This window comes from Nocardioides sp. (assembly GCF_036405735.1).
In the GTDB taxonomy this organism is placed as follows: domain Bacteria; phylum Actinomycetota; class Actinomycetes; order Propionibacteriales; family Nocardioidaceae; genus Nocardioides.
The window spans coordinates 1-9187 of the sequence record NZ_DASWXC010000026.1; the positions used below are offsets into that span (position 1 = coordinate 1).

General features: G+C 72.7%; 7 protein-coding genes and 1 pseudogene. All 8 read left to right on the forward strand.

All coding sequences use genetic code 11. From position 1 onward, the window contains the following. A partial coding sequence (locus VGE38_RS04485; RefSeq protein WP_331141335.1) for an SIS domain-containing protein occupies positions 1–869 on the forward strand: 869 nt, incomplete at its 5' end. 96 nt (positions 870–965) lie between these two features. Next, a complete protein-coding gene (locus VGE38_RS04490) occupies positions 966–2120 on the forward strand; it encodes an acyltransferase family protein (RefSeq protein WP_331141336.1) in 1155 nt (384 codons plus the stop codon). Continuing rightward, entirely contained in the window at positions 2117–3055 is a 939-nt protein-coding gene (locus VGE38_RS04495) for a DUF808 domain-containing protein (RefSeq protein ID WP_331141337.1), read from the forward strand. The genes VGE38_RS04490 and VGE38_RS04495 overlap by 4 nt, the downstream gene beginning before the upstream one ends. Positions 3056–3167: 112 nt before the next feature. Beyond that, complete coding sequence (gene ahcY / locus VGE38_RS04500) at positions 3168–4595, forward strand: adenosylhomocysteinase (RefSeq protein ID WP_331141338.1); 1428 nt, start codon at positions 3168–3170, stop codon at positions 4593–4595. 93 nt (positions 4596–4688) lie between these two features. After that, the gene (gene mtrA / locus VGE38_RS04505; protein WP_331141339.1) at positions 4689–5384 is read left to right on the forward strand and encodes an MtrAB system response regulator MtrA; all 696 of its coding nucleotides are present in this window, start codon (positions 4689–4691) and stop codon (positions 5382–5384) included. 37 nt (positions 5385–5421) lie between these two features. After that, positions 5422–7038 (forward strand): MtrAB system histidine kinase MtrB, encoded by a 1617-nt coding sequence (gene mtrB, locus VGE38_RS04510; protein WP_331141340.1) that lies wholly within the window; start codon positions 5422–5424, stop codon positions 7036–7038. Further along, positions 7035–8792 carry an LpqB family beta-propeller domain-containing protein gene (locus VGE38_RS04515; protein ID WP_331141341.1) on the forward strand — a complete coding sequence of 586 codons (1758 nt, stop codon included), beginning with the start codon at positions 7035–7037 and terminating at the stop codon, positions 8790–8792. Before mtrB ends, VGE38_RS04515 begins: the two co-directional genes overlap by 4 nt. Before the next feature lie 74 nt (positions 8793–8866). After that, a pseudogene (locus tag VGE38_RS04520) lies at positions 8867–9187 on the forward strand (ComF family protein); the annotation flags it as partial.

A 9187-nucleotide genomic window follows, 5' to 3' on the forward strand; every position in this document is an offset into this window, starting at 1 on the left:
CGGCCGGACCGGACTCCCGCCTCCTGCGCGCCGTGCTCGAGCCCGCCTGCCCGGTGCCGTTCGTGGCCTGGCCCGCGCCCGCCCTGCCCGGCTGGGCCGGCAGCCTGGACCTGGTCGTGGTGCTCGCCCCCGACGGCGCCGACCCGGGCACCGCGTCGGCGGTCGCCGAGGCCGTCCGCCGCGGTTGCCAGGTCGTCGTGGCCTGCCCCGAGAGTTCGCTGGTCGCCGAGCACGCCGGGGGTCGCGACACCACCGTGCTGCCGGTGCAGACCCGGGACCAGCTCGCGATCGCGGTCACGGTGCTCAGCCTGCTGGACCGGGCCGGGCTCGGGCCGAGCGCCGACCCGGAGCAGGTCGCCGACGCCCTCGACGCCGTCGCCATGGCGAGCTCGCCGCACCGCGAGCTGACGGTCAACCCCGCCAAGATGCTCGCCATCGCGCTCGCCGACGCCGACCCGCTGCTGTGGGGCGGCTCAGTGCTGGCGGCCCGGGCGGCACGGCGCGTCGCCGAGTCGTTCCGCCGCGCCACCGGCCGGGCGGCACTGGCCGGCGACGCCGAGCACCTGCTGCCGGTCCTCGAGGCGACCCGGCCGCGCAACGTCTTCGACGACCCGTTCGCCGATCCGTCGACCACCTCGGGGCAGGCGGCGAGCTCGCGGCGACCGGTGCTCGTGCTGCTGGACGACGGCACCGAGGACCCGGTGCTGCGCGAGGAGCGGCAGCGGCTCACCGCCGCCGCGGACGCCCACGGGGTCCGGGTCGAGGTGCTCTCGGCCGAGTCGGGCTCCGACGTCGCACGGTACGCCGAGCTGCTGCTCGCCGGTCGCTACGCCGCTGAGTACCTCCAGCTCGGGCTCGTCGAGGACTGACCGGGCACCTGACCGTCCCCACCGGAATCCGGCGCGTCGCTGTGAGAAATGTCAGGTGGCGGGGTCGGGAGGCAGGGTGACGGGTACCAGGGGAAGGTGACTGCGCAGCGCGACCCGTGGCTCGACAACGCCAAGATGGCGCTGGTGACGCTCGTCGTCGTCGGCCACGCCTGGGTGCTGCTGCCCGAGGACCGGCTCGGCGGGACCGTCTCCCACCTGTACGACTTCCTCTACGCGTGGCACGTGCCGGCGTTCGTCTTCGTCACCGGCTACCTCTCGCGGTCCTTCGACTACAGCCGGCGCCGGCTGTGGCAGCTGGTGCGCACCGTCGCGGTGCCCTACGTCGTCTTCGAGTGCGCGATCGCGCTGTTCCGCATCCACGTGGGCGGGGAGCGGCTGCAGGATCTCTTCGCCGACCCGCACTGGCCGATGTGGTACCTCTCGGCACTGTTCTTCTGGCGGCTGCTGACGCCGATCTTCAAGCGGCTGCCGGCGGCCGTCCCGGTCGCCGTCGCGATCAGCCTGGGTGCCGGGCTCATGGCCGGCAACACCCTCGACGCGGCGCGGGTGCTGGGGCTGCTGCCGTTCTTCGTGATGGGCCTGGTCGCCACGCCCGAGCGACTAGAGCTGCTGCGCCGCCGCCCCGTCCAGGTGGCGGCGGTGGGTGTGTTCGCCGGGATCGCCGTGCTGTCGTCGTACACCGACCGGCTGGCCAGCACCGAGTGGCTGTACTACCGCACCCGCTACGGCGAGCTCGATGTCAGCGACGCCCGCGCCTTCGCCATCCGGGCGGTCCTCCTGCTGGTCGGCACGCTCGGCGCCTGGGCCTTCCTGGCGCTGGTGCCGCGCGTCGGCGGCTGGTTCACCCGGCTCGGCGCGATGACGCTGGTCGTCTACCTCTTCCACGGCTTCGCCATCAAGGGGGTGCAGTACGCCGGCTACCCCGACTGGGCCGCCGAGCACCCGCTGGTGGCCCTGGTGGTCACTACCCTCGGCGCGGTCGTCCTCGCCCTGTTGCTGGCCTGCCGACCCGTGGCCGGGTTCCTGCAGCACCTCGTCGACCCCGTCGGCTACGCCCAGGGCCGGATGGGGCACGCGGTCCACCTGCACCGCGTCGCCACGCGGGTCGAGCACCGTGCGGCTCGCCACCGCCGGGCCAGGGAGGTGAGCACCGGCGAGGACGCTGCGGCGCAGTCCCGTAGCCTTCGGGCCATGCACGCGCACGACAGCCACGAGGCGGCGTCCCGGTGAGCGCCGGCCTGTTCGCCCTGCTTGACGACGTCGCGACGATCGCGAAGCTCGCCGCCGCCTCCGTCGACGACATCGGCGCCGCGGCCGGCAAGGCGACGGCCAAGGCGGCCGGCGTGGTGGTCGACGACACCGCCGTCACGCCGCAGTACGTCCACGGCCTCGCGGCCGAGCGCGAGCTCCCCATCATCCGCAAGATCGCGGTCGGGTCGATCCGCAACAAGCTGCTCATCATCCTCCCGGTGGCGCTGCTGCTCAGCCAGTTCGTGGACTGGCTGATCACCCCGATCCTGATGATCGGCGGCACCTACCTCGCCTTCGAGGGCGTCGAGAAGGTGCTGGAGTGGTTCCACCGTGGCGAGGAGAAGCACGACGTGCCGGTGGTCGAGATCGGCCCCGACGCCGAGCGCTCGATGATCGCCGGCGCGGTCCGCACCGACCTGATCCTCTCCACCGAGATCATGGTCATCGCGCTCAACGAGGTCGCCGACCAGGGCTTCTGGCTGCGGGCCGGTGCGCTCGTGGCCGTCGCCGTGGCGATCACCGTCGTCGTGTACGGCGTCGTGGCGCTCATCGTGAAGATGGACGACATCGGTCTCCGGCTCGCGCAGCGCGCCTCCCGGCTCTCTCAGCGGGTCGGTCTCGCACTCGTGGCCGCCATGCCCCGGCTGCTCGCGGTCGTCTCCGTGGTCGGCACGGTCGCGATGCTGTGGGTCGGCGGTCACATCCTGCTCGTCGGCGCCGACGAGCTGGGCTGGCACCCGCCGTACGAGTTGGTGCACCACCTCGAGGAGGAGGTCCACCACGCGGTCGCCGGCATCGGCGCGACGCTGGGGTGGCTGGTCAACACGTTCTTCTCGGCGGTCGCCGGCCTCGTGGTCGGTGCCGTGGTGGTCGCGGTGGTCCACGTGCTGCCGTTCCGCCGCGGCGCGCACTGATTGCCGCCCTGGGGCGGCCCGCTTGTAGTGTGAACGGCAGGTCGTGCGCGGGAGATCCCGACGAAGCGCAGATGCGCCGCAGGCCGCACCAACACCCGCGAGGAACAGCTCAATGGACTACAAGGTTGCCGACCTGAGCCTGGCCGAGTTCGGCCGCAAGGAGATCCAGCTCGCCGAGCACGAGATGCCCGGCCTGATGGCGATGCGCGAGCGGTACGGCGACAGCTTGCCGCTCGCCGGCGCCCGGATCGCAGGCTCGCTGCACATGACCATCCAGACCGCGGTGCTCATCGAGACCCTGGTCGCGCTCGGCGCCGACGTCCGCTGGGCCTCCTGCAACATCTTCTCGACCCAGGACCACGCGGCCGCTGCCGTCGTGGTCGGCCCGAACGGCACCGTCGACGACCCGCAGGGCACCCCCGTCTTCGCCTGGAAGGGCGAGACCCTGGCGGAGTACTGGGACCTCGCCGAGAAGGTCTTCGACTTCCGCGAGGGCGGCCCCAACATGCTGCTCGACGACGGCGGCGACATCACGCTGCTGGTCCACAAGGGCGTGGAGTTCGAGAAGGCCGGCTCGGTGCCGTCGCCCGACACCACCGACAACGAGGAGTTCAAGGAGGTGCTGCGCGTCCTGGGCCGCTCGCTCCAGAACGACCCGCAGCGCTGGACCGGCATCGCCAACGCGATCAAGGGCGTCTCCGAGGAGACCACCACCGGCGTGCTCCGCCTCTACGAGCGCTTCCGCGACGGCTCGCTGCTGTTCCCGGCGATCAACGTCAACGACTCGGTCACCAAGTCGAAGTTCGACAACAAGTACGGCTGCCGCCACAGCCTGGTCGACGGCATCAACCGCGCCACCGACGTCCTCATCGGCGGCAAGGTCGCGGTCGTCTGCGGCTACGGCGACGTCGGCAAGGGCTCCGCGGAGTCGCTGCGGGGTCAGGGCGCGCGCGTCATCGTCACCGAGATCGACCCGATCTGCGCCCTGCAGGCCGCGATGGACGGCTACGAGGTCAAGCGCCTGGAGAGCGTCGTCGAGTTCGCCGACATCTTCATCACGACGACCGGCAACTTCAACATCATCCGGACCGAGCACTTCGAGAAGATGAAGCACCAGGCCATCGTCGGCAACATCGGCCACTTCGACAACGAGATCGACATGGCCGGCCTGGCGCGGATCCCCGGCATCGTCAAGGACGAGATCAAGCCGCAGGTCCACCAGTGGATCTTCCCCGACGGCAAGAAGGTCCTGGTGCTCTCCGAGGGTCGGCTGCTCAACCTCGGCAACGCGACCGGCCACCCGTCGTTCGTGATGTCGAACTCCTTCACCAACCAGGTGCTGGCGCAGATCGAGCTGTTCACCAAGGCCGAGCAGTACGACGTGGGCGTGCACATCCTGCCCAAGCACCTCGACGAGGAGGTCGCCCGGCTGCACCTCGCCGCCCTCGGCGTCGAGCTCACCGAGCTGACCCAGGAGCAGGCCGACTACATCGGCGTGCCGGTCGGCGGCCCCTACAAGTCCGAGCACTACCGGTACTGAGCCGCTGCGTGTCAGATGACGTCATACGGGCCGGCGCCTCGGGCGACCGGCCCGTATGACGTCGTGAGCCCCGGCTGGGGCACAATCACCTCCATGAGCCAGAACGGCGAGCAGAAGGGCCGCATCCTGGTCATCGACGATGACGCGTCGCTGGCGGAGATGCTGTCCATCGTCCTGCACCAGGAGGGGTTCGACACCGACGTCTGCGGGCGCGGTGACGTCGCCCTGGGGGTGTTCCGGGACTACCGGCCCGACCTGGTGCTGCTGGACCTGATGCTGCCCGGGCTCGACGGCATCGCGGTCTGCAAGCAGATCCGGGCCGAGTCCGGCGTACCCATCGTGATGCTCACCGCGAAGGGCGACACCGTCGACGTGGTGGTCGGACTGGAGTCCGGAGCCGACGACTACGTCGTGAAGCCGTTCAAGCCCAAGGAGCTGGTCGCCCGCATCCGCGCCCGGATGCGGCGCTTCGAGCCGGTCGGCACCGAGGCCCTGACCATGGGCGACCTGGTCATCGACGTCGCCGGTCACTCCGTGACGCGGGACGGCGAGCCGATCAGCCTCACGCCGCTGGAGTTCGACCTGCTCGTCTGCCTGGCGCGCAAGCCGTTCCAGGTGTTCACCCGCGAGGCGCTGCTCGAGCAGGTCTGGGGCTACCGCCACGCCGCCGACACCCGGCTCGTCAACGTCCACGTGCAGCGGCTGCGCGCGAAGGTCGAGCACGACCCGGAGAACCCCGAGATCGTGATCACGGTGCGCGGGGTCGGCTACAAGGCGGGGACCCAGTAGTGGCACCAACCTTGCTCCCAGCGCGCCGGCGGTAGCGGTGCCCGACCTGCCCGCACCGGTACGGCGGACGCTGACCTTCTGGCGCCGCTCGATCCAGGCGCGCGTCGTCGTGAGCACGCTCGTCCTCTCGTCGGTCGCGGTCTCCGTCGTGGGCTGGTTCCTGCTGCAGCAGGTCCGCGAGGGCCTCCTCGAGCACCGCGTCGACGCCGTGGTGGCGGAGTCGTCCACCGAGATGCAGGACGCGCGGCAGCGGCTCTCGGCCGCGTCCGCCGTGGACGTCGACTCCTCCGGCCAGCAGCGCGACCTGGTCGAGCCGATCATCCAGCGCGGCACGAGCCGCGGCTTCAGCGTGGTGATGGCCGGCCCGGTGGAGCCCGGTCGCGGCCGGATCGCCGACGGCGGTGCCGAGTTCTCCCCGGGGCTGGACACCAGCAGCGTCCCGGCCGTGCTGGAGGAGCACTTCGCCACCGCCTCCGGGCCCGCGTGGACCTACGGGGAGATCCGGCGGACCACTGCCGACGGCACGGTGCTCGCCGAGCCGGGCGTCGTGGTCGGCTCACAGGTGGAGCTGCCGGCCGACGGCGAGACCTACGTGCTCTACTTCCTCTTCCCGCTCGACGAGGAGCAGGAGACGCTGGGGATGGTCGCCCGCGCGCTGGCGGCGGCCGCCGGGCTGCTGCTCATCCTGGTCGCCGGCGCGAGCTGGCTGGTCGCCCGGCAGGTGGTCACCCCGATCCGGCTCGCACGTCAGGTGGCGGAGCGGCTCGCCGCGGGCCAGCTGCAGGAGCGGATGCACGTCGCGGGCGAGGACGACCTGGCTCGGCTGGCGGTCTCCTTCAACCAGATGGCCAGCAGCCTCCAGCAGCAGATCCGCCAGCTCGAGGAGCTCAGCCGGGTGCAGCGCCGGTTCACCTCCGACGTCTCGCACGAGCTACGGACGCCGCTGACCACCGTCCGGATGGCCAGCGACGTGCTGCACGACGCACGGGAGCGGTTCGACCCGGCCACGGGGCGGGCGGCCGAGCTGCTGCAGACCGAGCTGGACCGGTTCGAGGGACTGCTGGTGGACCTGCTCGAGATCAGCCGCTTCGACGCCGGTGCCGCCGTGCTGGTGACCGACGACGTCAACCTGGTCGACGTCGTGCACCGGGTGGTCGAGGCCACCCGACCGCTCGCCCGCAAGCGGGAGATCCGGGTCGAGGTGAGCGCACCGGACCATCCGTGCCTCGCCGAGGCCGACGTACGCCGGGTGGAGCGGATCGTCCGCAACCTGCTCACCAACGCGATCGACCACGCCGGCCGGTCGGCGGGCTCGCGGCACGCCGACATCCTGGTGGCCGTCGACAGCGACGAGCACGCCGCGGCCGTCACCGTCCGCGACTACGGCGTCGGGCTGGCGCCGGGGGAGTCGGCGATGGTGTTCAACCGGTTCTGGCGTGCCGACCCCGCTCGTGACCGCTCCAGCGGCGGCACCGGCCTGGGGCTCTCGATCTCCATGGAGGACGCCCACCTGCACGGCGGGTGGCTGCAGGCCTGGGGCCGTCCCGGCGGCGGCGCCCAGTTCCGGCTCACGCTGCCGCGGCGGGTCGGTGGTCCGCTGCACCACAGCCCGCTGCCCCTGGTGCCCGGCGACGCGGGAGAGCACGCCTCATGACACGACGACTCCTGCTCGCCGCGCTGCCGCTGGTGGCTCTCCTGACCGCGGGCTGCGTCAGCATGCCGACCTCGGGCCGCGTCGTGGAGACCGGTCCGACCGCGACCGCCACCCAGGTGCCCGGGATCGCGATCGACCCGCGGCCGCCGGTGCCGGGGGCCAGCGCGCTCGAGGTGGTGCAGGGCTTCCTCGACGCGATGCTGGCGACGCCGCTGCAGACCCGGACGGCCCAGCAGTTCCTCGCCGCGGATGCCCGCTCCACCTGGAACCCGAGCCGCGAGACCATCATCTACGCGGAGAAGAGCGCGCCGCAGCCGCGGCCGGGCGGCGTGGTCGTCGAGCTCACCGGCGTACACCACCTCGACGCCCGCGGGGCCTGGCTCGGCGCGCTCGCGCCGCCGGAGTCCGAGCTGAGCTTCCGGATGGCCCGCGAGGACGACGAGTGGCGGATCGCGGAGGCGCCCGACGCGCTGATCGTGCCCGACACCTGGTTCGAGAGCAGGTTCGCCCAGGCCGCGCTCTACTTCTTCGACCCGTCCGGGCATGTCCTGGTGCCCGAGCCGGTGTTCGTCCCACGCGGCAGCCAGGTCGCCACCGCGCTGGTGCGGGGTCTGGTCCAGGGGCCGGGCCCCGAGCTCGCGGGCATCGTCCGCAGCTACCTCCCCGCCGGGGTGGGCGAGGGACTGTCGGTGCCGGTCTCCGAGGGCGGGGTGGCCGAGATCGCGCTCACCGGCGGCGCTGTCGACCCCGGGCAGCTCGATGCGCAGACGCTGAGCCAGCTCACCGCCCAGCTGGCGTGGACGCTGCGCCAGGAGCCGACGATCCGGACGGTGCGGCTCTCGGTCGACGGCCGGCCCGTGCAGCTGCCCAACGGCCGCGACGAGTTCAGCGTCCAGGAGGGCCCGGAGTTCGACCCCGCCGGCTACCAGACCAGCCCGCAGCTGTTCGGGCTGAGCCAGGGCCTGCTGGTCGCGGCGCCGACCGGTCAGCCGGCGCGGCTCACCCCGGTGCAGGGGCCGTTCGGCACCAGCCGGCACGGTCTGCGGTCCGTCGCCGTCGACCTGCCCGGCAAGCAGGCGGCCGGGGTCACGGCGGCAGGGACGCTCGTGCTGCACAGTCCCGTGCAGGTCGCGGGCACCGCCACGGTCGTGGCGCGCGGTCGCGACCTGTTGCGACCGGCCTGGGACATCGCCGGACGGCTCTGGCTGGTCGACCGCACGGCGCGCGGCGCCCAGGTCTCCTACGTCCGCGACGGGCGTCAGCACCAGGTCCGCGTCCCGGGCATCACCGGCTCCGACGTACGCCGCTTCCTGGTCTCCCGGGACGGGACCCGGATCGTCGCTCTCGTGCGGGGGGGCAGGCGCGACACCGTCGTGCTCAGTCGGCTGCGGTCCGACGACGCCGGGCGGGTCGTCAGTGGCACCGCTGCGGTCGAGATCTCCGGCGCCGACGCGGACCGTCCGGCCCGGATCGCCGACATCGCGTGGTCCGCACCGACGGCCGTGCTCGTGCTGCACCAGCTCGCCGACACGGCCCAGGTGCGCACGGTCTCCGTCGACGGCGCCGTGGACGGCGCCACGGGCATCCCCGCGAGCTCGATCACGGTCGGGGAGGTCGTCGACGCGCTGGTGAGCTCACCCGTGCCCACACAGGCGGCGTGGGGGATCTCGGGCGCCCGGCTGCTCGGCCTGGTCGGGGACGCCCGCGACACGACGCTGGGCGGGCCGGTCGTCGACCTGGGCTACGTGGGCTGAGCCTCTGTCCACAGGGGTGACGGCACGACAGGGCATTCGTCGCCCCGGCGTGCTGTCATCGGGGCGTGGACGGGATGGACGCCTGGATCGACCTGGTCGCCGGCGGCACCTGCGTGGGGTGTGACCGGCCGGGCCGGGTGCTGTGCCACGGCTGCCGTGCCGCGCTGCCGACACGAGCGGTGCCGGCGTGGCCCACGCCCACTCCGCCGGGCCTGGTGCCGCCGTACGCCGCCGGACCGTACGACGGCACGCTGCGCCAGCTCGTCATCGGCCTCAAGGAGCGTCGGCTGCTGGGCCTGGCCGGGCCGCTCGCCGAGCTGCTGGCGGTCGCGGTGGCGGCGGCGGTCGATGCCACGGCGCTCGCGGGCCCGGTGCTGCTCGTGCCGGTGCCCTCC